Origin of the sequence: uncultured Streptococcus sp. (assembly GCF_963528215.1) — a bacterium.
GTDB lineage: Bacteria > Bacillota > Bacilli > Lactobacillales > Streptococcaceae > Streptococcus.
Genome location: NZ_CAURVL010000003.1, coordinates 89,783 through 116,053, shown reverse-complemented (window position 1 = coordinate 116,053; position 26,271 = coordinate 89,783). Strand labels below are relative to the sequence as shown.

Here is a 26,271-nt window from a genome sequence, read left to right as displayed (position 1 = left end):
AAGTACTCAGATTTTTGCTTGTTTTAGTTTTCCGATAAGAATCTCAGCTGAAATTGTGGCATGTGTAAGCTGCTCCCAGTTGATTAGATTTTTTTCAACATGAAAGAGTAATGGAGTCATCTGCAGCAGGGCAGTTTTCTCCTTAGAATGCAGTGCATGTGTGGATTCTACAGTCTTTCTAGATAGGATAGTAAAGTGTTTCTGGAAGTGCTGGATGATATCTTGATTAGAATAATCTTTCTTGTCCAGATACTGAGCAGCTTTTTGACGAATTTCTTTCAGATGGTTTTCTGTTGGGATGACTTTAATGATGAGTCCCTCTTTTTTCAATACTCGCTGAAATTCATGGTAGTTAGCTGGTGAGAAGATGTCTAGCAAGACATCCATGCTTTGATCCTGAACGGGCAAGTGTGCCAAATCACCTACGAACCATCTTACAGCAAAGCTCTGATCACTTTTTGCAGCTAACTGGATGGAATCTTTGGATAGATCAAAAGCATAAATTTCTTTGTTGGGGAATTTTTCCTGAATTTTTCGAGCATAATACCCCTCTCCGCAAGCGACGTCTAGAATGGTCTGTTCTTCAGGCAGGGCCTGCAGCAGATCCTGCAACTCGTCTAGGATATGCTGATAAAAGCCGGCTTCCAAGATGACTTGCCTATTTTGAAAGCTCGTTTTGTCATAGTCTTTATCTTGTTTGGCCTGAGGAGCTAGATTGACATAACCGAATTTGGCGATGTCGTAGGAATGGCGATTAGGACACTTGAGGCTGCTTTCTTCCATAGCTAATCTTTGCTGGCAGAGTGGGCAGGCCAGAGCCGGAGCTTGGGCAAATCGGGCAAGTTTTGGTTTCATAGTCGCTCTCTTTCTATTGTTTTTATATAGCTGAATAACTTCTTTTTGGTAAGGCATAGAAAAATCCGATTCAGGTAATCGGATTTTTATCTTTAGTAGGTCAGGACAAAGTATTTCTTCTTACCGCGGCGGATAACTGTCAGCTCGTCTTCCAGTTTATCTGAGGCGCTAAGGACATAGTCTAAATCTTGGATGCGCTCGCCATTGAGGTAGATAGCACCGTTTTGGACATCCTCGCGGGCTTGACGTTTTGAGTTGACCACACCAGATGACACGAGGATTTCCACGATGTTAAGATTTTCGTCAGCTTGGACCTGATAGTTAGGTACACCGCTAAGACCTTGTTTGAGTTCCTTGACGGATAGGTTCTTGATATTTCCAGCAAAGAGTTGCTCAGTGATATTGAGAGCTTCCTGGTAAGCTTCTTGACCGTGGACCAGACTGACCACTTCGCGAGCTAGGACTTTCTGCGCCAAGCGTTCGTGTGGTGCTGCTTCAAATTGTTGGCGAATCTCTTCGATCTCATCCAAGGACAGGAAGGTAAAAATTTTCAGGAAGCGGATAGCGTCTGCGTCCATGACATTCATCCAGAATTGGTACATTTCGTAAGGAGAAGTCTTATCAGGATTGAGCCAGACAGCATTACCTTCTGACTTGCCGAATTTTTTGCCAGTAGCGTCGGTAATGAGCGGAACGGTCATCACATGGCCAGTCTTGTCAGCTTTGCGGCGCAGGAGTTCTGTACCTGCTGTCATATTGCCCCACTGGTCAGAACCACCGATTTGCAGGGTTACGCCGTGGTTTTGATTGAGGATATAGAAGTCATATCCTTGCATGATCTGGTAGGCGAATTCTGTATAGGAAATCCCTGTCTCAATCCGGCTCTTGACAGAATCTTTGCTCATCATGTAGTTGACTGTGAAGTATTTGCCGACGTCACGCAGGAAGTCGATAAAGCTGATGCTGCTGAACCAGTCATAATTGTTGACCATTTCAGCTTTATTATCGCCCTTTTCAAAGTCCAGAAAGCGAGAAAGCTGATTTTGGATAGATTTCACCCAGCCTTCCACGGTTTCCTTGGTTTGGAGACTGCGCTCTGCATCCTTAAAAGATGGATCGCCAATCAATCCAGTTGCTCCTCCGACCAGAGCGTAGGGTTTATGGCCAGCTAGTTGCAGGCGGCGGCTGGTCAGAATGGCTACCAAGTGGCCTAGGTGCAGGCTGTCAGCGGTTGGATCGTATCCGGTATAATAAGAGACTTGTCCTTCTTCTAAGGCCTTGCGTAAAGCTTCTTCATCAGTGGTTTGGAATACCAAGCCACGTTCTTTTAGCTCATCAAAAATGTGCATCATGTCTCTCCTATTCTAAAAGCCAAGAAATTGGCTTATCTATATTTTAAATTTATGTTACTCTATTGTATCATAAAGCTTTTAAATAGCAATGTTTCCTTGAAATAAATCATAGATATTTGGTATAATGGGAAGATAACAAGGAGAATCAAACTTGGAACAATTAATAGAGAAATTAAAAGAGTTCTGGGGAAAAGCCCAGCAGTTTATCAAAAAAATACATCTTCCAGAATGGAGCAAGAAGATCGTTAGTGGCAACAATGGCTGGTCTATCGGTGATGTTTTTGCTGTTTTCTTGCGGACTTTTAAGCTTCTGATGAATATGGCTTTTGTGTTTATCTTCTTCGGTGGCGTAATCGGTGCTGGGATTGGGATAGGCTATGCAGCTAGTCTTTTCAGCAAGGTGGAAGTGCCCAAGCAGGAAGAGTTGGTCAAGCAGGTGAATAATATCTCTGGTATTTCTAAGCTTACCTATTCCGATGGCAGCTTGATTTCAGATGTTGACAATGATTTGCTCCGCATTCCGGTTAAGAGTGACGCTATCTCTGAAAATGTAAAAAAAGCTGTTATCGCTACAGAAGATGAGAATTTTGAGACGCATAACGGAGTGGTGCCCAAGGCTGTGCTTCGGGCTACGCTCGGTTCAGTTGTTGGAGTTGGCTCTTCTAGCGGTGGGTCAACCATTACCCAGCAGTTGATCAAGCAGCAGGTAGTGGGCGATGCGCCAACCTTCAAGCGGAAAGCAGCGGAGATTGTTGATGCGCTGGCTTTGGAGCGCTACATGTCCAAGGATGATATTTTGACGACCTACTTGAACGTTTCGCCGTTCGGGCGCAATAATAAGGGGCAGAATATCGCTGGTGTGGAAGAAGCTGCTCAAGGGATTTTTGGTGTTTCTGCTAAGGATTTGACAGTGCCCCAATCTGCTTTTATTGCTGGCTTGCCACAGAGCCCGATTGTTTATTCGCCTTATGCTGCGGATGGCAGTCTCAAGAGTGCAGGTGACATGGCTCTGGGCTTGGAACGTGCCAAGGATGTGCTCTATAATATGTATCGGACGGGCCAGCTAAGCGAGAAAGAGTACAAGGAGTATAAAGACTACAACCTGACCAAGGATTTCAAGCCTTCTGAAAGCTCGGAAAAATCTTCACATGGCTACCTTTATTACACAGCGGTCGAAGAAGCCCAGCAGACCATGTACGAGTACTTGGTCCAGCGGGACAATGTTTCCCAGCAAGAGCTGAAAAACAATGACACTGTCAAGGCCTACAAGGAATTGGCTGCTAAAGAACTAAGTGATGGCGGCTATACTGTCACCACCACGATTAACAAGAACATTCACACCGCTATGCAAAATGCAGTAGCCAACTATGGCGGTGTCTTGGATGACGGAACTGGTGCAGTTGAAGTGGGAAATGTCCTCTTGGATAATAAAACCGGTGCTGTGATTGGCTTTGTCGGCGGCAGAGACTATGCTTCCAATCAGAACAATCACGCCTTTGATACGGAACGGTCACCGGGTTCAACTATTAAGCCAATTTTGGCTTATGGGATTGCTATTGACCAAGGCCTGATGGGCAGTGCCAGTGTTCTTTCCAATTATCCGACTAACTTTTCAAGCGGTGACCCGATTATGCACGTGGACAGCCGTGGTACAGCAATGATGGACCTGCAAGAAGCTCTCAATACTTCTTGGAATATCCCTGCTTATTGGACTTACCGCGGATTACGCGAAAAAGGTGTCAATGTCCGTGGCTATATGGAAAAAATGGGCTATTACATTGATGACTACAGCATTGAGAGTCTCCCAATGGGCGGGGGAATTGAAGTATCTGTAGCCCAGCATACCAATGGTTTCCAAACCTTGGCCAATAATGGAACCTACCAGAAAAAATACATGGTTGAAAAAATCACAGACCGAGATGGCAAGATGATTTACCAGCATAAGGCCAATCCTGTTCAGATTTACAGTCCAGCAGCAGCTACGATTATGCAGGAGCTCATGCGGGGAGTTATCAATTCTGGGGCTACTACGACCTACAAATCCAGAATCAGTCAGGTCAATGGAACCTTGGCTGGAGCCGATTGGATTGGTAAGACTGGAACGACCAACACCAACGGTGATATGTGGCTGATGCTTTCTACTCCAAAGATGACTTTGGGAGGCTGGATTGGCCATGATGATAATAGCTCTATGGCAGCGTTGACTGGTTATAATAATAATGCCTCCTACATGGCCTATATGGTAGATGCCATCTATCAGGCAGATCCGAATGCCTGGGGTGTTGGTGATAAGTTCACTCTTGATCCGAGTGTGATTAAGTCTGATGTACTCAAGTCCACAGGGGAAAAGCCAGGTACAGTAACGGTAAATGGCCGTTCTGTTAATCTCAGTGGTCCGACAGTGCCTAGCTATTGGGCCAAAAACGGTGCTCCGACCACGACCTACCGCTTTGGTATCGGGGCATCAGATGCGGATTATCAGAAGGCTTGGTCAGCTATACTGGGCGGTTCCACCTCTAATTCTAATTCCAACTCCAATTCTAACAATAATCGGCAGGGGAATTAGCGCATCAAGAACAGTTTTAACTTTTCAGAAAGCGGATGAAATTCTTGCAATTTCTAGCTAAATAAGGTATAATGATAGCAATAATTTGTCGTGTGCTTTATTTGAAATATTGTCCAAATAGAAGCTTACAGCAGTTAAATCAAACTTGAATAAGTCAGATTTAGCTGCTCTTTTTGTGCCTATTTTTAGGAAAAATGGATTATGTAACCATAATTTAATTTTTCTGAAAATTAAACAAAAGGGACTGATTGTGGCTGTTTTGCAGCATTGTAAATGACAGAGGATTTTTCTCTGAAAACATTTCACAGAACTCGCCCTCAAAGCGTTGAGAAAAAGATACCTTTCTTCTCGCTTTATCAAGGGCTCAGTATCTTATCATAAAGGAGTAAAAACTTGGCAGGACATGAAGTTCGATACGGTAAACACCGTACCCGTCGTAGTTTCTCAAGAATTAAGGAAGTTCTTGATTTACCAAATTTGATTGAAATCCAAACGGATTCGTTCCAAGATTTCTTGGATCATGGTCTGAAGGAAGTCTTTGAAGATGTACTTCCTATTTCAAACTTTACCGACACCATGGAATTGGAATTTGTCGGCTATGAAATCCGTGAGCCTAAATATACGCTGGAAGAAGCACGTATCCATGATGCTAGCTATTCAGCACCAATCTTTGTGACTTTCCGTCTGATTAACAAGGAAACTGGTGAAATCAAGACTCAGGAAGTCTTCTTTGGTGATTTCCCAATCATGACTGAAATGGGAACCTTCATCATCAATGGTGGTGAGCGGATTATCGTATCCCAGTTGGTGCGTTCTCCAGGGGTTTACTTTAACGATAAAGTTGACAAAAACGGAAAAGTTGGCTACGGTTCAACGGTTATTCCTAACCGCGGTGCTTGGTTAGAGTTGGAAACAGACTCAAAAGACATTGCCTACACTCGTATTGATCGGACACGGAAGATTCCATTTACCACTCTGGTGCGTGCGCTTGGTTTCTCAGGTGATGATGAGATCTTGGACATCTTTGGTGACAGCGACTTGGTGCGCAATACCATTGAAAAAGATATCCACAAGAACCCAATGGACTCTCGTACAGATGAAGCTCTGAAAGAAATCTATGAGCGTCTTCGTCCAGGTGAGCCTAAGACAGCTGAAAGCTCTCGCTCTCTCCTTGATGCGCGTTTCTTTGATCCGCATCGTTATGACTTGGCAGCAGTTGGTCGCTACAAGATTAATAAAAAACTCAGCGTTAAGACGCGCTTGCTGAACCAAACCATTGCAGAGCCATTGGTAGATGCTGAAACAGGAGAAATCTTGGTTGAAGCTGGTACAGTTATGACCCGCAGTGTGATTGATAGCATTGCAGAGCAGCTGGACAATGGTTTGAATAAAATCACTTATATTCCAAACGACTCAGCTGTCTTGACAGACCCTGTCGAGTTGCAGAAATTCAAAGTTGTAGCACCGACTGATCCAGACCGTGTTGTGACTATCATCGGTAACGCAAATCCATCTGACAAGGTTCGGATTGTAACACCAGCTGATATCTTGGCTGAGATGAGTTACTTCCTCAACTTGGCTGAAGGCATCGGCCGTGTCGATGATATTGACCACTTGGGGAACCGTCGTATTCGTGCAGTTGGTGAGCTTTTGGCCAACCAAGTTCGTCTGGGACTTTCTCGCATGGAGCGTAATGTTCGCGAACGGATGAGCGTACAAGACAATGAAGTACTGACTCCGCAGCAAATCATCAACATCCGCCCTGTGACTGCAGCCATTAAAGAATTCTTTGGTTCTTCACAGTTGTCTCAGTTCATGGACCAACACAATCCGCTGTCTGAGCTCTCTCACAAGCGCCGTCTTTCTGCCTTAGGACCTGGTGGTTTGACACGTGACCGCGCTGGTTATGAAGTGCGGGACGTACACTATACTCACTATGGCCGTATGTGTCCGATTGAAACGCCTGAAGGACCGAACATTGGTTTGATCAATAACTTGTCTTCTTATGGACACCTTAACAAATACGGATTTATTCAAACGCCTTACCGTAAGGTAGACCGTGAAGCTGGCGTGGTAACCAACGAAATCGTTTGGCTGACAGCTGATGAGGAAGATGAATTTATCGTAGCGCAGGCCAACTCCAAGCTGAATGAAAAAGGCGGCTTTGCTGAGCCTATTGTCATGGGACGCCACCAAGGTAATAACCAAGAATTCCCGTCAGACCAAGTAGATTACATGGATGTATCGCCTAAGCAGGTAGTTGCCGTAGCGACAGCATGTATTCCTTTCTTGGAAAATGACGACTCCAACCGTGCCCTCATGGGTGCCAACATGCAGCGTCAGGCTGTGCCTTTGATTGATCCAAAAGCGCCTTATGTCGGTACTGGTATGGAATACCAAGCTGCCCACGACTCTGGTGCAGCGGTTATTGCCCAGCATGATGGTAAGGTTACCTATGCGGATGCAGACAAGGTTGAAGTCCGCCGTGAAGATGGTTCTCTAGATGTTTACCAAATTCAAAAATTCCGCCGTTCTAACTCAGGAACAGCTTACAACCAACGTACTTTGGTGAAAGTTGGCGATGTCGTTGAAAAAGGCAACTTTATCGCTGACGGACCTTCTATGGAAAATGGAGAAATGGCCCTGGGACAAAACCCAATCGTTGCCTACATGACATGGGAAGGTTACAACTTCGAGGATGCCGTTATCATGAGCGAACGCTTGGTGAAAGACGATGTCTACACATCTGTCCACCTTGAAGAATACGAATCAGAAACACGCGATACAAAGCTTGGGCCTGAAGAAATCACTCGCGAAATTCCAAACGTTGGTGAAGATGCCCTTAAAGACCTTGACGAAATGGGTATTATCCGTATCGGTGCTGAGGTTAAAGAAGGCGATATCCTTGTAGGTAAAGTAACACCTAAGGGTGAGAAAGACCTTTCAGCTGAAGAACGTCTCTTGCACGCTATCTTCGGAGACAAATCTCGTGAAGTTCGCGATACTTCACTTCGCGTACCTCACGGTGCCGATGGTGTTGTTCGTGATGTTAAGATCTTTACACGTGCAAATGGAGATGAGTTGCAATCAGGTGTTAACATGCTGGTTCGTGTCTACATCGCTCAAAAACGTAAGATCAAGGTCGGAGATAAGATGGCTGGTCGTCACGGAAACAAGGGGGTTGTATCCCGTATCGTTCCTGTGGAAGACATGCCTTACTTGCCAGACGGAACACCAGTTGATATCATGCTGAACCCACTCGGGGTACCATCACGTATGAACATCGGTCAGGTTATGGAGCTCCACCTTGGTATGGCAGCACGTAACTTGGGCATCCATATTGCAACACCAGTCTTTGATGGAGCAAGCTCAGAAGACCTCTGGGATACAGTGCGTGAAGCTGGTATGGACAGCGATGCCAAGACTATTCTCTATGACGGACGTACCGGTGAGCCGTTTGACAACCGTGTATCTGTCGGTGTCATGTACATGATCAAGCTCCACCACATGGTAGATGATAAACTCCACGCCCGCTCAGTAGGACCTTACTCAATGGTTACCCAACAACCACTCGGAGGTAAAGCTCAGTTTGGTGGACAACGTTTTGGTGAGATGGAAGTTTGGGCTTTGGAAGCTTACGGTGCTTCTAACGTTCTGCAAGAAATCCTGACTTACAAGTCAGATGATGTCAACGGACGTTTGAAGGCTTATGAAGCTATTACCAAAGGAAAACCAATTCCAAAACCAGGTGTGCCAGAATCCTTCCGCGTTCTTGTCAAAGAATTGCAATCTCTTGGTCTAGACATGCGCGTTCTTGATGAAGACGATAATGAAGTAGAACTGCGTGATCTAGACGAAGGTGAAGATGATGATGTGATTCACGTTGACGATCTTGAAAAAGCGCGTGAAAAAGCAGCTCAAGAAGCGAAAGCAGCTTTTGAGGCTGAAGGAAAAGAATAAGAATACACACTGATTAGAAAATGAAGAAAGGTAAGAAATAGTGGTTGATGTAAATCGTTTTAAAAGTATGCAAATCACCCTAGCTTCTCCCAATAAGGTCCGTTCATGGTCTTATGGGGAAGTGAAGAAACCTGAAACAATCAATTACCGAACCCTGAAACCAGAACGCGAAGGCCTTTTTGACGAAGTGATCTTCGGTCCAACCAAGGACTGGGAATGTGCCTGTGGTAAGTACAAACGGATTCGTTACAAAGGAATCGTCTGTGACCGCTGTGGTGTTGAAGTAACCCGCGCCAAGGTTCGCCGTGAGCGTATGGGCCACATTGAATTGAAGGCACCTGTTTCACATATTTGGTACTTTAAAGGAATTCCAAGCCGCATGGGGCTCACTTTGGATATGAGCCCACGTGCCTTGGAAGAAGTCATTTATTTTGCGGCTTATGTGGTGATTGATCCTAAGGATACACCGCTAGAGCACAAGTCAATCATGACGGAACGTGAGTACCGTGAGCGTTTACGCGAGTATGGTGCAGGCTCATTTGTAGCCAAAATGGGAGCAGAAGCTATTCAAGACCTCTTGAAACAGGTGGACTTGGAAGCTGAGATTGCTGTCCTCAAAGAAGAATTGAAAACTGCTTCAGGTCAAAAACGGATCAAAGCTGTTCGTCGCTTGGATGTCTTGGACGCCTTCTACAAGTCTGGCAATAAGCCAGAATGGATGGTCCTCAATATCCTGCCGGTTATTCCGCCAGATTTGCGCCCTATGGTTCAGCTGGATGGTGGTCGTTTTGCGGCTTCTGACCTCAATGATCTCTATCGCCGGGTTATCAACCGGAACAACCGTTTGGCTCGTTTACTAGAACTCAATGCACCTGGTATCATCGTTCAAAATGAGAAGCGCATGCTGCAAGAAGCGGTTGATGCTTTGATTGATAACGGTCGCCGAGGCCGTCCGATTACTGGACCAGGCAGCCGTCCGCTCAAGTCTCTGAGCCACATGCTTAAAGGGAAACAAGGTCGTTTCCGTCAAAACTTGCTGGGTAAACGGGTTGACTTCTCAGGTCGTTCCGTTATCGCCGTTGGTCCTACATTGAAAATGTATCAATGTGGGGTGCCACGTGAAATGGCGATTGAGCTCTTCAAGCCCTTTGTCATGCGGGAAATCGTTGCCCGTGATATTGTGCAGAACGTGAAAGCTGCTAAACGCTTGGTAGAACGAGGAGATGAGCGTATCTGGGATATTCTTGAAGAAGTAATCAAGGAACACCCAGTGCTTCTTAACCGGGCACCGACCCTTCACCGTTTGGGAATTCAGGCCTTTGAGCCAGTTCTGATTGATGGTAAAGCTCTTCGTTTGCATCCACTGGTCTGTGAAGCCTACAATGCCGACTTTGACGGTGACCAAATGGCCATCCACGTACCATTGTCAGAGGAAGCCCAAGCTGAAGCTCGTATCCTCATGCTGGCTGCTGAACATATCTTGAATCCGAAAGATGGTAAACCAGTTGTAACACCTTCTCAGGATATGGTCTTGGGGAACTACTACCTGACCATGGAAGAGGCTGGCCGCGAAGGCGAAGGCATGGTCTTCAAAGATATGGATGAAGCTGTAATGGCTCTCCGCAATGGCTATGTTCACTTGCATACTCGTGTTGGTATCGCAACAGACAGTCTTAATAAGCCTTGGACAGAAGACCAGAAGCATAAGATTTTGATGACAACTGTTGGTAAAATTCTCTTTAACGCGATTATGCCAGAGGAATTGCCTTATCTGCAAGAGCCGACTAATGCTAACTTGACAGAAGGTGTGCCAGCTAAGTATTTCTTGGAGTCAGGGCAAGACATCAAGGAAGTTATTGAACAACTTGAGATCAATGTTCCGTTTAAGAAGAAAAATCTTGGTAATATCATCGCAGAAATCTTCAAACGCTTCCGTACAACAGAAACATCTGCTTTGCTTGACCGCTTGAAGAACTTGGGTTACCACCATTCTACTTTGGCTGGTTTGACGGTGGGTATCGCTGATATCCCAGTTGTGGAAGACAAGGCTGAGATTATTGAAGAATCCCACAAGCGTGTAGACCAAATCACCAAGCAATTCCGCCGCGGTATGATTACAGATGACGAGCGCTACAATGCAGTTACTGCTGAGTGGCGGGCAGCTCGTGAGAAATTGGAAAAACGTTTGGTTGCCAACCAGGATCCGAAGAACCCTATCGTTATGATGATGGACTCTGGAGCCCGCGGTAACATATCTAACTTCTCCCAGTTGGCCGGTATGCGTGGTCTGATGGCTGCGCCAAATGGACGTATCATGGAATTGCCAATCTTGTCTAACTTCCGTGAAGGTCTGTCTGTTTTGGAAATGTTCTTCTCAACCCACGGTGCTCGTAAGGGTATGACAGATACGGCCCTTAAGACTGCCGACTCAGGTTACCTGACTCGTCGTCTGGTTGACGTTGCCCAAGATGTGATTATCCGTGAAGATGACTGTGGTACAGACCGCGGCTTGCTCATCACTTCTATCACAGAAGGCAAGGAAATGATCGAGTCTCTGGAAGAGCGTCTCAATGGTCGTTACACTAAGAAAACAGTAAAACATCCAGAAACTGGTGCGGTTATCATTGGTCCAAATGAGTTGATCACAGAAGATAAGGCTCGCGAAATCGTTAATGCTGGTGTTGAAGAAGTTACAATCCGCTCCGTCTTTACATGTAACACCCGCCATGGTGTCTGTCGTCATTGTTACGGTATCAACTTGGCAACTGGGGATGCGGTTGAAGTCGGTGAAGCAGTCGGAACCATCGCTGCTCAATCTATCGGGGAGCCTGGTACACAGCTGACCATGCGGACCTTCCACACGGGTGGTGTAGCCTCTAATACCGATATCACACAAGGTCTTCCTCGTGTCCAAGAAATCTTTGAAGCCCGCAATCCGAAAGGGGAAGCGGTCATAACTGAAGTCAAGGGTGAAGTTACTGCTATCGAAGAAGATGCATCTACTCGTACCAAGAAGGTTTTTGTTAAAGGCCAAACTGGCGAAGGTGAATATGTGGTACCATTTACAGCCCGCATGAAGGTAGAAGTTGGCGACCAAGTTTCCCGTGGTGCTGCCTTGACTGAAGGTTCTATCCAACCTAAGCACTTGCTGGCTGTCCGTGATGTCTTGTCTGTTGAAACTTACCTGCTTGCCGAAGTACAAAAAGTTTACCGCAGCCAAGGGGTAGAAATCGGCGACAAACACATCGAAGTAATGGTTCGTCAGATGATTCGCAAGGTGCGCGTCATGGATCCAGGTGATACAGATCTTCTTATGGGAACTCTTATGGATATCACAGACTTTACAGATGCTAACCGTGATGTGGTTATCTCAGGTGGTGTACCTGCGACAGCTCGTCCAGTCCTCATGGGAATCACTAAGGCTTCCCTTGAGACAAACAGCTTCTTGTCTGCAGCTTCCTTCCAGGAAACAACTCGTGTCCTGACAGATGCTGCTATCCGTGGTAAGAAAGACCATCTGCTCGGACTCAAGGAAAATGTTATCATCGGTAAGATTATCCCAGCTGGTACTGGTATGGCCCGCTATCGTAATTTGGAGCCTCAGGCTGTCAATGAAGTTGAAATTATCGACGAAGTGACAGAACTGCCAGGTGGATTTGAAACTGAAGAAAATATTGTTCTTAAATAAAGAACTTTCCCTCCCGATTTTCGGGAGGGATTTTTTGTTGCAGCCGATAATTTTTTGCTCGCAACTAAATATTATCCTATAATATACTTAGAAAGTTGTTTTTAAGTTCTCCTTTATGGATCAACGACTATAGAAGAAATATTCAAGATTTCCTGTTTCAGTTTTTCTATGATGCGAGATGCCATATTTATTTTTAATCAGGGAGGTAGCTGGTTTTTTGTAGTATGATAGCGCTAGGTTATACTATTTTAAAAATCCTAAAATAGTAGGAGGGGCAGGTTTGAAATTTTAAAAAAGAGGAGATTGGTTTTAATGGTGGTGGTCGAAGATTGTGGAGAACAGTAGCTGGCGTTTATCTAGCTAGCTCATTCATGAAGGGAGGATTTTGAAATATAAAGAATAGAAAACAATTAGATTACAAATAGAATAATATTTTATTACAATGAATAAAGATTAAAAAATATAGGTAAAAAACACAAAATTCTGCATAAATCAGGGCTTTAAGCCTATAAATTCTTTCCTTTTTATTTATTTTTTTGAGAAAACCGAAAAATTTCAGCAATTTTAAGTTACAGTTAAGTTAAGAAAATTAAAATAATCTTAAATAAGTTACCAACATGTAAATTACTATTAAGAAAGCATAAAATAATAGTTCATGCTTTGATTATTGAAACGCTTGATGGTAAAATAACTAAGGTTACTTAAAACAAACATTTTTTAGTAAAAAGTTAATATAACAATGTTGATTTTTGGTGAGGAAAAATGAAGAAAATTAAGGTAATGGTTGTTTTTGGAACTCGTCCAGAAGCAATTAAGATGGCTCCGCTGGTTATTGAACTGAAGAGGCAGGCAGACTTGTTTGAGACAACAACAGTTGTGACTGCTCAGCATCGTCAGATGCTGGATCAGGTACTTGAAACTTTTAAGATTAAGCCTGATTATGATTTGGATATTATGGGGCAGAATCAAACCCTGACAGATATTACTGTCAAGATCTTGCATAAGCTAGATGACATCTTAAAGGAAAACAAGCCAGATATTATGCTGGTGCACGGTGATACGACAACGACCTTTGCGGCTAGTCTTGCAGCATTTTATAATCAAGTTCGTATTGGCCACGTAGAAGCTGGTTTGCGGACTTGGAACAAATACTCTCCTTTCCCAGAAGAGATGAATCGTCAGATGACCGACTCTTTGACGGACTTGTATTTTGCACCAACGGATCAGAGTAAGGCTAACTTGCTCAAGGAAAACCATCCGGCAGAAACGGTTTTTGTGACAGGAAATACAGCTATTGACGCTCTCAAGCTGACCGTCCAGGCTGATTATCAGCATGAGGTGCTTGACCGTATTGATCCAGCTCGCAAGATGATTTTGGTGACTATGCATCGCCGGGAAAATCAAGGAGAGCCAATGAGAAGGGTCTTTCGAACTCTACGGCAGATTGTAGATGCCCATGATGATGTGGAAATTGTCTATCCTGTTCACCTGAGCCCAGCGGTTCAGGAAGCGGCTAGAGAAATTCTGAGTGACAATGAGAAAATTCATCTGATTGAGCCTTTGGATGTGTTGGATTTCCATAATATCGCAGCTAAAAGCTACTTTATCATGTCAGACTCAGGCGGAGTACAAGAGGAAGCACCTTCCTTAGGTAAGCCTGTACTGGTACTTCGTGATACAACAGAGAGACCAGAAGGAGTTGAAGCCGGCACCTTGAAGCTGGTCGGTACAGAAACTCAAGCAGTAGCAGAGGCGATGGAAGCCCTGCTGACAGATGAGTCACTCTATCAGGAAATGGCCCAAGCCAGCAATCCGTATGGTGACGGTAAGGCTTCTGAGCGGATTGCTCAAGCTATTGCCCACTATTTTAAGCAGACAGCTAGGCCGGAAGAATTTAAGACAGGAGTAAAAAATGTTTAGGAAAAAAGGACTAGAAAAATCATTAGCCGTCTTTGTACTGGCAATTGGACTAATTCTTTTCTACAGTTGGAATTTTGCAGCTAACATATTTTATATCGGAATCGCGCTGATTTTATTAGGTATTTTTAGTGTCTTTGTCCTATCTGATCTCTTGGTGACATGGGCTATGATTCTGGGTGTGGTTATCGCAACTCTGATCTTACTCTTTGATGTAACCTATCTACCGGACAATCAGGTTCTCTTCTTGCTTTATGTCTTCCCTGTCAGTGCTTGGCTGACCAGCCGAGTGAATTTCTATCTCCATCAGCGCTTGGGATTAGTGCAGGATGACAGTGAAGATGCTGCTGAGGCCTATGAAGAAATGGTTCAGAAAGTAAATCAGAAACAAGCTCCAGCCTTTCAGGCTTTGCTGGTCCATTGGGCACACAATCATCATTTTTATCAAATTCACTCTCGGGAGTACAAGCGGATGCTCAAGAGAATTTTACGACTGCTTAACTGGGACTTCCAGAATGTAGAAACAGTTTACTATGTATCCAATGGTAACTTTCTCGTTCTGGTAGAAGATCTGGATCAGGAAGTCAAGGAATATTTCCAAGAGAAAGTGCGTGACGATTTAACGATGATGCACTTTGAGAATAAGAAAACTGACCAAAAAATTCAGTTTCAGTCCGGCAGTTTAAAATTGAACGCTCAAAATATTGACAAATTCCATAATTTTGATGACGCTTTGAGCAATCTGGAGCGTCAGCTTGAAACCGACATTATCGTAGAATATTAGGAGGTAAACACATGTCTTTAACAGAAGTATTTTTTATCATCTCTATGGTGCTAAGTATCTTTTTTGCTATTAGCTTTTTGGTCCTCTTCATTTATTATCTGGTTATTTACAATCGGGTCAATAAAAATTTTAGGGCGGTGACTCGTCATGATTAGTCAACTTATTATGATTGTCACTCTGTTCTCCATCTGGATGTCTCTGGCTTGGGCTTTGGTTATTCTATGCTCTTCCGTGCATTTCTGGATGAAACGCAGTGACTTCAACGTGGATACCAGCCCATTGGAACATTATCCTATGGTTACAGTCGTTGTCCCAGCCCACAATGAAGATGTGGTTATCGCTCAGACAACTAAGGCCATTCTGGATTTGGATTATCCTCATGATCGAGTGGAAGTTCTGCTCTTTGCGGACAACTGCTCGGACGATACTTATCAGGAAATGCTGAAAGTACAGGCTATGCCTGAGTATGCTGGACGCAATGTTATAATTACAGACCGTACTGGTACGGGAGGTAAGGCTGGGGTGCTGAATGATGCCCTGAAGATGGCCAAAGGTGAATATATCTGTGTCTATGATGCGGATGCCATGCCAGAAAAGAATGCCCTCTACTTCCTAGTCAAGAAAGTTTTGGAAGATCCAGAACGCCACGTTGCTTCCTTTGGACGTAATAAGACCCGTAATGCCAACCAGAACTTCCTGACACGTTGTATCAACCAAGAGATTGTTGTAACTCAGCGTGTTTACCACGTAGGTATGTGGCATCTCTTCAAGATTGGACGGATTCCAGGTACAAACTTCTTGATTAACACTGAGTTTGTTAAGAGTATTGGTGGTTGGAAAAATGGTGCCTTGACAGAGGATACGGAAATTTCCTTTAAGATTATGCAGAGCGGTAAGCTGATTGCCTTGGCTTATAACTCAGAGGCTTTCCAGCAAGAACCAGAGACCCTCAAGTCCTATTACATGCAGCGTAAGCGCTGGGCTAAGGGGAATTACGAGGTGGTTCTTGCCAACTTCAAGCATCTCTTTAGCGGCGGTAATTGGCGCGTAAAACTGGAAGTGTTTAATTATTCTTGTATCTTCTTCTGGTTCAATTTGGCGATTGTCTTATCTGACTTGGTTTTCTTTGCCAATGTAGCGGCAATGATTACCCAGCTCTTTATACCAGATGTGCGGATTCCTTTCGCTTTTGATGCTCAGAATATCTATATCGTCCAGCTGATGCTCTTTAACTGGCTTCTGATGATTTTGCTTTATCTTTTGCAGATCAATATCGCCCTGGCTTCTCAGTTTGGACAGGCGACCACCAAACAGATTTGGCTGGCTCTTGTGTCCTATTTGACTTACTCTCAGCTCTTTATCGTTGTTTCTTTAGATGCAGTAGGATCTGTTATCTTGGACAAGATTTTGAAGCGGAAAGAAACCAAGTGGGTTAAAACAAAACGATTTGCAGGTTAGGAGAAAGTGTGAAAAGAACAAGATTAAGATTTATTTGGTTTGTGACAATTCTGGCTGTCTTGGCTGGTATCCTGTTGTACACCCGCATGGGCAGTACTCCTAATATCAAAAAGAAGATATACAGCCAATGGTCTAAAGAATATGTCGTAACCAAGGACAAATTGTCTTATATCAGGACGACAAACAGTAAGACCGAAGATGTTGTGCTGTCTGAGGCACAGGGATATGGCATGGTGATTGCTGTGGATGCAGCTAAGCAAGGCGATGCCAGTTCTGCTGATTTTGAAAAGCTCTACCAATATTATCTAGCTCATCGTCTGAAAGATACCCAACTCATGTCTTGGAAACAGACGATTAAGGATGGTAAGAGCAACCATGAAGACGAAAACAATGCTACAGACGGTGATCTCTACATTGCCTATGCTTTGATTCAGGCTGCTAAGCAGTGGCCGGACAAGGCTAAAGAATACCAAGATCAGGCTCAGGCTATTCTGAAAGATGTCTTGGCATATAACTATAATGAAAGCAACGGCGTTTTGACGGTTGGGAACTGGGCAAATGCAGAATCGAAATTTTATAATCTCATGCGGACTTCTGATACATTGCCGCAGCAGTTCCAAGCTTTCTATGAGTTGACAAAGGATAAGCAGTGGCTGACAATCCGGGATAACATGCTCAGCAAACTTGAAGCAATCAGCGCTGATAATAAGACTGGTTTGATACCAGACTTTATCTGGGTTGAAGGCGACAAAGTTCGGGCAGCTGATGCTGATACGGTTGAATCTGCAAATGATGGCTATTATTCTTATAATGCCTGCCGACTTCCTTACAACCTGGCTCAAAGCAAGGATGAAAAAAGTCAAAAAATGCTGAAGAAGATGTTAAACTTCTTCCTCAGTCAAGAAAAGATCTATGCGGGCTACACTCTGAAAGGGAAGGCTCTCAATAGTAATCAGGCTGGCAGCTTTACTGCTCCAGTATTCTATGCGGCTAATAACAATATGGAATTCCGCAAATTGGTGCAGCAGAATAAATATCTCTTCATGCAAGGTTTGCCGTCAGATAATTACTATGACGCAGCTGTGACAACGATGATTGCTTTAGAAACTTTATAATGCAGAAACAAGCAAGATGAAAATTTTGCTTAAGATCATGCAGACAATAGGGTGGGACAAAATGACATTTGTCTCACCTTTTTTGAAGAAAAAGATTGAGATTTATTTCAGAAATTGTCAAAATAGAAAGCTTGTATTTATGCTAAATCAGGACTTATCCAGTTTCTAGATGTTGAGAAACCTGTCGTATGTGTAAATGGACCAACACTATTTGTTCGCATGGTTAAGAATACTATCCGTGATGTTAATCTTCATATTATGAAGAGTGATGTGCTTGTCTCCGTTCCAATAAAGTTCTTGTTTTCTGATTTTGAGCAAAATAGTTTTGTTCGTCAAAGAATTCATATATAATATACGGTACAAAGAGAGGACGAGTATGTATTGTGTAATTGAGATGTACGGGGACTATGAACCGTGGTGGTTCCTGGATGGCTGGGAAGAGGATATCGTTGCAAAAAAGCAGTTCGATGATTATTATGAAGCCCTTAAGTATTATAAAAACCGCTGGCTGCAAATGGCAGACCAGTCACCTTTGTATAAGAGCCGCAGTGATTTAATGACAATTTTTTGGGATCCGGAGGATCAGCGCTGGTGCGAGGAGTGTGATGAGAATGTTCAGCAGTACCACTCACTGTTTTTGCTGGAGAATGAGTGCAAGATTCCTAAGAGCAAGTACCGGCCAGGCTATACTAAGCAGAACGGCCTTGAAAAGCACCGAGCTTGCTCAGCTAAACTAAAAACCGCTAAGCCTCTTTAAATCGACAGAATATATTTTGCAAATCTGATAATAGAGCAGCAGAAGAGACCTGACTTACTAGAAGTTAAGTTTCTTCCGCTGTTTTTTCTTTTTCTGGATTTTTTGCGAATAGTAAGGTGAGGAGGATGTATGGTTCAAGAAATTGCAAAAGAAATGATCAGGCAGGCTCGGCAAGAAGGGGCGCAGGATATTTACCTCATTCCTAAGAGCACTTGCTATGAGCTTTATATGAGGATTGGTGATGAACGTCGCTTTATAAAGACTTATGATTTTGAGCTTTTGTCAGCTGTTATCAGCCACTTTAAGTTTGTCGCAGGTATGAATGTTGGAGAGAAGCGCCGCAGTCAGCTTGGGTCTTGCGATTATGACTGTGAGGAAGCCAAGGTTTCAATCCGGCTGTCGACAGTTGGGGATTACCGTGGTTTTGAAAGTCTGGTCATCCGGCTCCTGCATGATGAAGACAGGGAGCTGCGCTTTTGGTTTGAGCAATTGCCAGAGCTGCGCAAGAAAATTCAGTCTCGCGGCCTCTATCTATTCTCAGGCCCAGTCGGCAGTGGCAAGACGACCTTGATGTACCATTTGGCTCAGCTCAAATTTTCTGGTCAGCAGGTTATGTCGATTGAAGATCCGGTTGAGATTAAGCAAGAGGCTATGCTGCAGCTGCAGCTGAACGAAACCATTGGCATGACTTATGATAGTCTGATTAAGCTGTCTCTGCGACATCGTCCGGATCTCTTGATTATCGGGGAAATCCGTGATCGAGAGACAGCTAGAGCAGTGGTTCGGGCAAGTTTGACTGGAGCTACGGTCTTTTCAACGATTCATGCCAAGAGTGTTCGAGGTGTCTATGAGCGGCTTTTGGAATTGGGCGTTAGTGAGGATGAGCTAAGAATGGTGTTGCAAGGTGTTTGTTACCAGCGTTTAATTGGGGGAGGAGGTGTCGTTGATTTTGTCAGTCAAAACTATCAAGAGCACAAAGCCGAAGTCTGGAATCAGCAAATTGATCAGCTTTTTGCAGAAGGACATATCAGTGCTGAGCAAAGGGAGACCGAAAAAATTGTCTACGCCTAAGCAGAAAAAGATTATTGAGCTCTTTCATAATCTCTTCAGCAGCGGTTTTCACCTAGCAGAGATTGTAGACTTTCTGAGGCGAAGTGCCTTGCTGGAGGAGGCTTATGTGGCAGAAATGCGGGCAGGCTTGTCAGCTGGTCAGTCCTTTTCAGAGATTGTCAGTCGACTGGGATTTTCTGACAGTGTTGTAACCCAGCTGTCCTTATCTGAGCTGCATGGCAATCTGACACTTAGTCTGGGCAAGATTGAGACCTATCTGGAAAATCTATCCAAGGTTAAGAAAAAATTGATAGAGGTAGGGACCTATCCTCTCATGCTGCTGGGATTTTTGGTCCTTATCATGCTGGGATTGCGCAACTATCTTTTGCCTCAATTGGACAGCCAGAATCTAGCTACTCAGCTGATTAATCACCTGCCTCAGATCTTTTTGTGGAGCAGCCTTGCTTTAGCTGTCTTGGTTTCAGTGGCTCTCTTTTACTATCGAAAGTCATCCAAGATTCGTTTTTTCAGTAAACTAGCAGCTCTGCCCTTTTTTGGACATTTGGTACAGGCTTACTTGACCGCTTATTATGCTCGTGAATGGGGAAATATGATTGGTCAGGGCTTGGAACTGAGTCAGATTTTTGCGATTATGCAAGACCAGCCTTCCCAGCTCTTTAAAGAAATCGGAGAAGATATGGCTGCTGCATTACAAGGTGGTCAGGGCTATGCGGACAAGGTAGCAAGCTACCCTTTCTTTAAGAAAGAATTGTCCCTGATGATCGAGTATGGTGAGGTTAAGTCCAAGCTAGGCAGTGAGCTGGAAGTCTATGCTGAAAAGATTTGGGAGGAATTTTTCCTACGTATCAACCGGGCCATGAATTTCATTCAGCCCCTAGTATTTATTTTTGTTGCCTTAGTGATTGTTTTACTTTATGCGGCAATGCTCTTGCCCATTTATCAGAATATGGAGGTTCATTTGTAATGAAAAAACTTAATACCTTAAAAGTTCAAGCATTCACCCTTGTGGAAATGCTGATTGTCTTGCTGGTTATCAGCGTACTCTTGCTGCTCTTTGTGCCTAATCTGACCAAGCAAAAAGATGCTGTTTCAGATACAGGAACTGCAGCGGTGGTCAAGGTGGTAGAAAGCCAGGCGGAGCTGTATGAACTGAAGAATACCAATGAAAAGGCTAGCCTGAGCAAGCTAGTCAGCGCAGGAAATATCAGTCAGAAGCAGGCAGATTCTTATAAGGCTTACTATGGAAAACACAGTGGCGAAACTCAAGCGGTTGCCAATTAAGGCTTTTACACTGCTGGAAAGTCTCCTCGTTCTTTTTGTCGTTAGTTTTCTACTACTAGGCTTATCTGGCTCGGTCAGGGCTGGCTTCAATCAGGTTCAAGAGCAACTCTTCTTTTTAGAATTTGAGAGGCTTTATCAGGAGACGCAGAGGCTGAGCTTGGCTGGGCATGAGAAGCTTTCTCTGGAGATTTCAGGACGGCAGATTTCCAATGGCTATCAAGAACTGGATTTTCCGCAAACTTTGCAGGAACATGAGCAGCAGGTCATTCTGTTTGACCGGGCTGGTGGGAATTCATCACTCAGCAAGATTATTTTTCAGACGGAGGACAGGACAGTTGTTTACCAGCTTTATATGGGCAATGGAAAGTTTAAAAAGACGACAGCTTCAGGCTAGCATTCTGCTGGAAGCTCTGGTGGCTATGGCAGTTTTTGCGGCTATTGCCAGTCTGCTTCTGGGACAGATTAGCCGGTCTCGTAAGGAGCAGCCGGTCCTTCTGCAGCAGGAAGAAGTGCTTCTGGTAGCTCGCATGGCTCTGCAGACAGGACAAGAAGAGCTTCAGATCAACGGAATTGCTGTGCGTCAGCTTAAGACAGATAAGCAGCTGCTGGTCTATCACGAAGGGGAGGTAGTTATCCGTGTCCAAAAACCTTAAAGTCAAGGCTTTTACTCTCTTGGAGGCCTTAGTAGCCTTGCTGGTTCTCAGTGGCGGGGTGTTAGTCTTTCAGGCCATGACCCAGCTCATATCTTCAGAACTGCATCAGCAGGAGAACAATCAACAGCAAGAGTGGCTTTTGTTTGCTGACCAGCTGGAGACCGAGCTTTCCCGTAGCCAGTTTGAAAAGGTTGAAGACAATAAAATTTATGTCAAACAGGATGGCAGGGACTTGGCATTGGGGAAATCTAAGGGCGATGATTTCCGTAAAACAGATAAGAGCGGTCGCGGCTACCAGCCCATGATTTATGGTTTAGAAGCAGCTGACGTCCGTCAGGACGGTAAGCTTGTCCATCTTCATTTTCGCTTTGACAAAGGCTTAGAGAGGGAGTTCGTCTATCGTGTGGAAGAAGAAAGTTGAGGCTGGTATTTTACTGTATGCGCTATTGATGGCTGCTGTCTTTAGCCTGCTCCTGCAGTTTTATCTCAACCGTCAAGTCAGCAGTCAGCGTTTGCAGCTTTTCAACAGGGAAAGGACGGAAGCCTATGCAATGGTAGTTCTGACAAAAGCTACAGCCAAGGATGATAGCGGTGAGATGGAGTTTGAGCAGGGCAAGGCTGTCTACCGTAAGAAAGGGAAGGAACTGGAAATCAGCAGTCAGATCAGCAGCGGTCATTCCTATTCCTTTACTTTTACCATTTCTAAGAAAGATGAGGATAAAGCAAAGGAAGACAAGAAAGCAACTGACAAAAAAGAGAAAGCGATTTCGGACGAAGCTAGTAAGTCGGACTAATATAACTGTAAAATCTTTGTAATTTTATATATCTTGGAAAGGGGCTTTATTTTTGGTATGATAGGATGAACGGAGGATTCCATGAATTTTGAAAAGATAGAACAAGCTTATACTCTGATTCTCGAAAACGTCCAGAATATCCAAAACGCTCTGGCGACCAATTTTTATGATGCTCTGATTGAGCAGAACGGCATTTACCTAGATGGAGATACGGACTTACAAGAAGTTCTGACCAACGATGAAAAAATCCGCTCTCTGCATTTGAACAAGGAAGAGTGGCGGAGAGCCTATCAGTTTATCCTGATGAAGGCGGCCCAGACGGAGCCCATGCAGGTCAACCACCAGTTCACACCTGATACAATTGGTTTTCTGATTACTTTCTTATTGGACCAGCTAGCTCACGGAGAGGAAGCTGATGTATTAGAAATCGGCAGTGGGACTGGGAATTTGGCTGAGACTATTCTCAACCATACTCAAAAGAAGATAGACTATCTGGGTCTGGAACTAGATGATTTATTAATCGACCTTTCTGCCAGCATTGCAGAAGTTATGAACTCTAAGGCTCACTTTGCTCAGGGGGATGCAGTTCGGCCTCAGGTTCTGAAAGAGAGTGATATCATTATCAGTGATTTACCGGTCGGTTATTATCCAGACGACAGTATTGCCTCTCGCTATGAAGTGGCTAGTCCGGATGAGCACACTTATGCCCACCATCTTCTAATGGAGCAATCGCTCAAATATCTAAAGCCGGGAGGCTATGCCATATTTCTGGCACCAAATGATCTCTTGACCAGCGCTCAAGCTCCTCTGCTGAAAAAATGGCTCCTAGCCAAGGCTCAGTTTATTGCGATGATAACCTTGCCAGAGTCTATTTTCTCAAGCAGCAAGCATGCCAAAACTCTCTTTGTCTTGAGGAAGCAAGAAGCGAATAACATTCAACCTTTTATCTATCCTCTGAGGGATTTGCAGGATCATGATGAAATGTTTAAATTCCGTCAAAGTTTTCAAAACTGGTACAAAGATAGTGAAATTCAAACAAAATTTTGATATAATAATTTTGAAAACGCTTAAAGAGGTGAAGAAATGTCGAAAACAATTTCTATTAATGCAGGAAGCTCAAGCTTAAAATGGCAACTCTACTTGATGCCGGAAGAAAAAGTATTGGCTAAGGGCTTGCTGGAACGGATTGGTCTCAAGGATTCTATTTCAACAGTGAAGTTTGACGGTCGGTCAGAGAAGCAGGTTCTTGATATTGAAGATCACACGCAGGCCGTAAAAATTTTGCTGGATGATTTGAAACGCTTTAATATCATTGAATCTTATGATGAGATTACCGGTGTGGGTCATCGTGTTGTGGCTGGCGGTGAATACTTTAAGGATTCAGCCCTCGTTGATGAAGAAGTGATTCAAAAGGTAGAGGAGTTGTCTCTTCTAGCTCCATTGCATAATCCGGCCAATGCTGCAGGCATCCGTGCGTTTAGAGAAATTCTGCCAGATATCACCAGCGTGGTAGTCTTTGACACCTCTTTCCATACAACTATGCCGGAAAAAGCATATCGCTATCCGATTCCGACTAAATATTACACTGAAAATAAGGTTCGCAAGTACGGAGCTCACGGGACCAGCCATGAGTATGTAGCCAAGGAAGCTGCTAAAATTTTAGAACGTCCAATTGAAGAACTCAAGCTTATCACTTGCCATATCGGTAACGGAGCTTCCATCACAGCAGTTGACAAGGGCGTTTCTGTAGATACCTCTATGGGATTCACACCACTTGGCGGCGTCATGATGGGGACACGTACAGGGGATATTGACCCAGCCATCATTCCTTACCTGATGCAATACACAGATGACTTTAATACTCCAGAAGATATTAGTCGCGTCTTGAATCGTGAATCTGGCTTGCTTGGAGTTTCTGAGAAGTCAAGTGATATGCGCGATATCCATGAAGCGATGCGGGCAGGTGATGCCAAGGCTCAATTAGCTAACGACATTTTTGTAGACCGGATTCAGAAATACATTGGTCAGTATCTTGCTGTCTTAAATGGAGCTGATGCTATCATCTTTACCGCAGGAATCGGTGAAAATTCTGTGACCATTCGTAGATTGGTTGTTGAAGGTATCTCGTGGTTTGGCTGTAACGTGGATCCAGAAAAGAATGTGCGTGGTGCTGAAGGCGAGATTTCCAGTCCTGATGCCAAGGTCAAAGTTTTGGTTATTCCAACTGACGAAGAGTTGGTCATTGCGCGTGAAGTTGAACGTTTTAAAAATCAATAAATTAAGAAAATTTAAAAGCTCAGTTTGACTGGGCTTTTTGTATGCGTTAAGAAAGAATTTTCTTGGTTGTTGGTCTTGAAAACATTGAGCGATTCGATCTCATAGTCACTATCAGTATTGGCTCTCAATACGTGATATATAAAATGCTTGAAGTTAAGAATTGTCTATACAAAAAGAGAAAATTAAGCTATACTAGGAAGGAAAAGGAGGAAGATATGAAAGCAATTCTAAAAAAATTAGAGTACATCCTACTGACTCTGTTTGTCTTATTTCTCAGCCAGATACCATTTATATTTATCCGACAGATGACTGCTTCTGAGAAGAGTTTTTCAGCTGGCCAGACTATCTTTGTGCTGGTGGTATATCTTTTGATTATCTTTTTTGTTCTGAGAATGGCGAAGCAAGAAGAACTGCTGAGCCTTGACTTTAGCTTCTTCAAATGGTCTTCGTTGGGCTGGTTAGCTGTTTCTAATGTTGTCATGATTGGTGTCAACATGTTGGGAGCAATTATTATGTTACTGGAAGGTCAGGCCATATCCACTGCTAATCAGGATGCCTTGAACGCTTTATTTCAGCATGTACCCAAGATTTTATTAGTGGTAGGAGCTGTGATTCAGGCCCCTATCTTGGAGGAAGTGGTCTTTCGCGGATTGATTCCTCAGAAGATTTTTACCAAGCATTATGTTTGGGGATTGGTTGTAGGAGTCATTCTTTTCGGTCTTTTTCATAGTCCGACCAACATTGGCAGTTTTGTTATCTATGCAGGTATGGGTGCTGTTTTAGCCACTGTTGCTTACATATTTAAGCGTTTGGAAATGTCTATTTTGGCACACATGCTGAGAAATGGAGTTGCAGTACTCATCATGATACTGACAGGTTTGGTGAACAAGTAGGAAAGCAGAGAATATCTGCTTTTTTGATCATTTGAGGCACAAATTAGGACATTTGAGGGGATTTCTCCCAGCTTGCTCTTACTTTTTCTATAATGATAAGAGAAGAATGGAGAGAATATGCTGAAATTAGAGAAAATCATTCAATTGTTATTGCTGGCTATGTTGACTCAGACGGGACTGCTGCTCATACTTCATCCAATGCCTCATCGCTTGGTCTTTAGTCATGCTAATTTGCTTTTTATGGTGGGCTTGCTGGGATTGCTTTTTTGTTGTGCCTTTTATTTTTCCAGACAACTGCAGGAAATCAAAGGTTCTTTGCGTCAGTCAAGCAACTATCGACACCTGCTTTTCTTGTATTTTTTGATGATTTTGGTCAATGCTGCGGGGGTTCTTCTGCTGTGTGGCAAGGAGGCGCAGTCAGGACAGGCGGTGGAGCAGATGCTGACGGAGAGTTTTCTGTCATCTTCTCTTTTGCTTCTGGGGATTGACATCGCCGTTTTATCCCCTGCAGCACCGAAATTTATTGACAGTGACTCCTCTCTTCGCTATCGGAAGAGCTGGGGGATTGCACTAGGTTTGCTCTGCTTTTCCCTTGCGAAAAATCCTCAGGAAACTCTGTGTTTTCTGTCTTATCTGGTTTTGGGACTGGTCTTTGCCCATCTCCTCAGACCTTATTTTCAGCGTTTGGAGCTGTCTATGCTGGCCCATATTCTCAGAAATATGATTATTCTCAGCCTTTTACCCTTTAGCTTTTAGAAAGTGTTTTGTCAAATAGAAGAATTATGGTAAAATGGTAAATGAAACAAGGGGCTAGATAAGGTCTTCTTGTGAAGTCGAGTGCAGTTCATAG

22 protein-coding genes are annotated in these 26,271 nt (G+C 43.9%); 20 read left to right on the top strand and 2 right to left on the bottom strand.

From position 1 onward, the window contains the following. Positions 1–6 precede the first annotated feature (6 nt). Complete coding sequence (locus tag RWS24_RS02335; protein WP_314365025.1) at positions 7–855, bottom strand: putative RNA methyltransferase; 849 nt, start codon at positions 853–855, stop codon at positions 7–9. A gap of 92 nt (positions 856–947) precedes the next feature. Further along, positions 948–2,204: a tyrosine--tRNA ligase gene (gene tyrS / locus RWS24_RS02330; protein ID WP_314365090.1), complete on the bottom strand. Its 1,257-nt coding sequence runs from the start codon at positions 2,202–2,204 to the stop codon at positions 948–950. A gap of 154 nt (positions 2,205–2,358) precedes the next feature. Here tyrS and pbp1b point away from each other — a divergent pair, with 154 nt between their 5' ends. From pbp1b to RWS24_RS02230, 20 genes are all read left to right on the top strand, one after another. After that, entirely contained in the window at positions 2,359–4,773 is a 2,415-nt protein-coding gene (gene pbp1b, locus RWS24_RS02325) for a penicillin-binding protein PBP1B (protein ID WP_314365023.1), read from the top strand. Positions 4,774–5,166: 393 nt separating this feature from the next. Beyond that, on the top strand, positions 5,167–8,733 hold the full coding sequence (gene rpoB / locus RWS24_RS02320) for a DNA-directed RNA polymerase subunit beta (RefSeq protein ID WP_314365021.1): 3,567 nt from the start codon (positions 5,167–5,169) through the stop codon (positions 8,731–8,733). Between the two features lie 40 nt (positions 8,734–8,773). Then, positions 8,774–12,421 carry a DNA-directed RNA polymerase subunit beta' gene (rpoC, locus tag RWS24_RS02315; RefSeq protein ID WP_314365018.1) on the top strand — a complete coding sequence of 1,216 codons (3,648 nt, stop codon included), beginning with the start codon at positions 8,774–8,776 and terminating at the stop codon, positions 12,419–12,421. 762 nt (positions 12,422–13,183) lie between these two features. Next, the gene (gene wecB, locus RWS24_RS02310) at positions 13,184–14,341 is read left to right on the top strand and encodes a non-hydrolyzing UDP-N-acetylglucosamine 2-epimerase (protein WP_314365016.1); all 1,158 of its coding nucleotides are present in this window, start codon (positions 13,184–13,186) and stop codon (positions 14,339–14,341) included. Further along, positions 14,334–15,122, top strand: a complete 789-nt coding sequence (locus RWS24_RS02305; RefSeq protein ID WP_002896779.1) for a hypothetical protein — start codon at positions 14,334–14,336, stop codon at positions 15,120–15,122. The genes wecB and RWS24_RS02305 overlap by 8 nt, the downstream gene beginning before the upstream one ends. An 11-nt stretch (positions 15,123–15,133) precedes the next feature. After that, positions 15,134–15,277, top strand: a complete 144-nt coding sequence (locus RWS24_RS02300) for a hypothetical protein (RefSeq protein ID WP_002896778.1) — start codon at positions 15,134–15,136, stop codon at positions 15,275–15,277. Then, positions 15,270–16,580, top strand: a complete 1,311-nt coding sequence (locus RWS24_RS02295; RefSeq protein WP_223322256.1) for a glycosyltransferase — start codon at positions 15,270–15,272, stop codon at positions 16,578–16,580. The genes RWS24_RS02300 and RWS24_RS02295 overlap by 8 nt, the downstream gene beginning before the upstream one ends. A gap of 8 nt (positions 16,581–16,588) precedes the next feature. Beyond that, the gene (locus tag RWS24_RS02290; protein WP_002896776.1) at positions 16,589–17,695 is read left to right on the top strand and encodes a glycosyl hydrolase family 8; all 1,107 of its coding nucleotides are present in this window, start codon (positions 16,589–16,591) and stop codon (positions 17,693–17,695) included. 376 nt (positions 17,696–18,071) lie between these two features. Then, the gene (locus tag RWS24_RS02285) at positions 18,072–18,452 is read left to right on the top strand and encodes a DUF1033 family protein (protein WP_314365011.1); all 381 of its coding nucleotides are present in this window, start codon (positions 18,072–18,074) and stop codon (positions 18,450–18,452) included. Between the two features lie 129 nt (positions 18,453–18,581). Further along, positions 18,582–19,523 carry a competence type IV pilus ATPase ComGA gene (gene comGA, locus RWS24_RS02280; RefSeq protein WP_314365008.1) on the top strand — a complete coding sequence of 314 codons (942 nt, stop codon included), beginning with the start codon at positions 18,582–18,584 and terminating at the stop codon, positions 19,521–19,523. Beyond that, the gene (gene comGB / locus RWS24_RS02275; RefSeq protein ID WP_268869606.1) at positions 19,453–20,487 is read left to right on the top strand and encodes a competence type IV pilus assembly protein ComGB; all 1,035 of its coding nucleotides are present in this window, start codon (positions 19,453–19,455) and stop codon (positions 20,485–20,487) included. The genes comGA and comGB overlap by 71 nt, the downstream gene beginning before the upstream one ends. Next, positions 20,487–20,804 (top strand): competence type IV pilus major pilin ComGC, encoded by a 318-nt coding sequence (gene comGC, locus RWS24_RS02270; RefSeq protein ID WP_002896769.1) that lies wholly within the window; start codon positions 20,487–20,489, stop codon positions 20,802–20,804. The genes comGB and comGC overlap by 1 nt, the downstream gene beginning before the upstream one ends. After that, positions 20,764–21,198 (top strand): competence type IV pilus minor pilin ComGD, encoded by a 435-nt coding sequence (comGD, locus tag RWS24_RS02265; RefSeq protein ID WP_004189083.1) that lies wholly within the window; start codon positions 20,764–20,766, stop codon positions 21,196–21,198. Before comGC ends, comGD begins: the two co-directional genes overlap by 41 nt. Continuing rightward, complete coding sequence (gene comGE / locus RWS24_RS02260; protein WP_004189080.1) at positions 21,164–21,457, top strand: competence type IV pilus minor pilin ComGE; 294 nt, start codon at positions 21,164–21,166, stop codon at positions 21,455–21,457. The genes comGD and comGE overlap by 35 nt, the downstream gene beginning before the upstream one ends. Next, the gene (gene comGF / locus RWS24_RS02255; RefSeq protein WP_004189078.1) at positions 21,441–21,878 is read left to right on the top strand and encodes a competence type IV pilus minor pilin ComGF; all 438 of its coding nucleotides are present in this window, start codon (positions 21,441–21,443) and stop codon (positions 21,876–21,878) included. The genes comGE and comGF overlap by 17 nt, the downstream gene beginning before the upstream one ends. Next, complete coding sequence (gene comGG, locus RWS24_RS02250; RefSeq protein ID WP_004189075.1) at positions 21,859–22,251, top strand: competence type IV pilus minor pilin ComGG; 393 nt, start codon at positions 21,859–21,861, stop codon at positions 22,249–22,251. The genes comGF and comGG overlap by 20 nt, the downstream gene beginning before the upstream one ends. 81 nt (positions 22,252–22,332) lie before the next feature. Further along, a complete protein-coding gene (locus tag RWS24_RS02245) occupies positions 22,333–23,298 on the top strand; it encodes a class I SAM-dependent methyltransferase (RefSeq protein WP_004189071.1) in 966 nt (321 codons plus the stop codon). Between the two features lie 36 nt (positions 23,299–23,334). Next, positions 23,335–24,528, top strand: a complete 1,194-nt coding sequence (locus RWS24_RS02240) for an acetate kinase (RefSeq protein WP_004189068.1) — start codon at positions 23,335–23,337, stop codon at positions 24,526–24,528. Between the two features lie 143 nt (positions 24,529–24,671). Next, positions 24,672–25,421, top strand: coding sequence for a CPBP family intramembrane glutamic endopeptidase (locus RWS24_RS02235; protein ID WP_032912210.1), 750 nt, complete (start codon positions 24,672–24,674; stop codon positions 25,419–25,421). A gap of 117 nt (positions 25,422–25,538) precedes the next feature. Beyond that, positions 25,539–26,177, top strand: a complete 639-nt coding sequence (locus RWS24_RS02230; RefSeq protein ID WP_314364998.1) for a type II CAAX prenyl endopeptidase Rce1 family protein — start codon at positions 25,539–25,541, stop codon at positions 26,175–26,177. Positions 26,178–26,271: the final 94 nt, after the last annotated feature.